General features: G+C 67.1%; 1 protein-coding gene. It reads left to right on the top strand.

Annotated features, from left to right (window positions below; genetic code table 11):
- Positions 1-316 precede the first annotated feature (316 nt).
- On the top strand, positions 317-883 hold the full coding sequence (locus AOZ13_RS13610; protein ID WP_020222930.1) for an NfeD family protein: 567 nt from the start codon (positions 317-319) through the stop codon (positions 881-883).
- The last annotated feature ends 112 nt before the right edge of the window (positions 884-995 follow it).

Here is a 995-nt window from a genome sequence, read left to right as displayed (position 1 = left end):
TAGCGCCTCAATCAGCTAAACGGTAGCCGCGGTGACCAGACCGACGAAGAGACAACTGTGTGCGAGGTCAAACCATAAGATAATTATACTTTCAATTTTCCCATATCTACCGAACGTTCTAGGTTGCCGGCTTCCGCGCGACGAGCGGACCGAAGGACCCGGTAGTCGCGCGGTTCACTCGCACCGATCGGTGCGAGGTCGAGAGCCGACCGGAGGGAGGCTCAAAGACTTTTGGTCGAGCTTTTGTTAGCGAGCGAAGCGAGCGCAGCAAAAGATCGCGGGCAACGTTCTTCCCGGTCGCCGCCGACGTACGCGTATGGCGAACCTATTCGGGGCGTCGCTCTCGCTCGTCCTCGTGGTCGCGGGCGTCGCGCTCTGCATCGCGGAGGCGTTCGCGCCCGGCGCGCACTTCGTCGTCATCGGCGTCGCACTCCTCGCCGCGGGTCTCGTCGGCGTCCTTCTGCCGGGGATCGCGACGCCGATCGTCCTCGCGGTCCTCGTCTTCGTCGTCGGCGCGCTCGCGCTCTGGGGATACCGGAATCTCGAACTCTACGAGGGGAGCGGCCGCGGGAAGACGGAGGGATCGACGTCGCTCCGGGGCGCGCACGCCGTCGTCACCGAACGCGTCACGAGCGCGGCGGGGCAGGTGCGACTGACGGAGGGTGGCGGCTTCGATCCGACCTACGCCGCGCGGACCCTCGACGGTGCCGACCCGATCGAGGAGGGAGCGGATGTCGTCGTGGTCGATCCCGGCGGCGGGAACGTGCTCACCGTCGCGGAGACCGACGGCGCGGACGACATCGACCGCGAACTGGCTGCGGGACGGGAGCGAGCGGAGGCGGAGAGCGAAGCGGAGACGGAGGGGGAGGAAGAGCGGGCGTAGTGGTGGCGGAGCGGAGGCGGAGCGGGCTAATACAAGGCGCTCCACTCGCGCCGATAGGTGCGAGGCGGCGAGGCCACCGGACGGTGGTCGCTGCCGCTTTTGGTCGAGCTTT

Origin of the sequence: Halarchaeum acidiphilum MH1-52-1 (assembly GCF_000474235.1) — an archaeon.
GTDB lineage: Archaea > Halobacteriota > Halobacteria > Halobacteriales > Halobacteriaceae > Halarchaeum > Halarchaeum acidiphilum.
Note: the sequence above shows the minus strand (reverse complement) of the source record. Positions and strands in the feature narration are given on the sequence as shown.

Bases quoted from the DNA above. Each gene is read 5' to 3' on its own strand.
- AOZ13_RS13610 (WP_020222930.1), top strand. From the start codon at position 317: ATGGCGAACCTATTCGGGGCGTCGCTCTCGCTCGTCCTCGTGGTCGCG.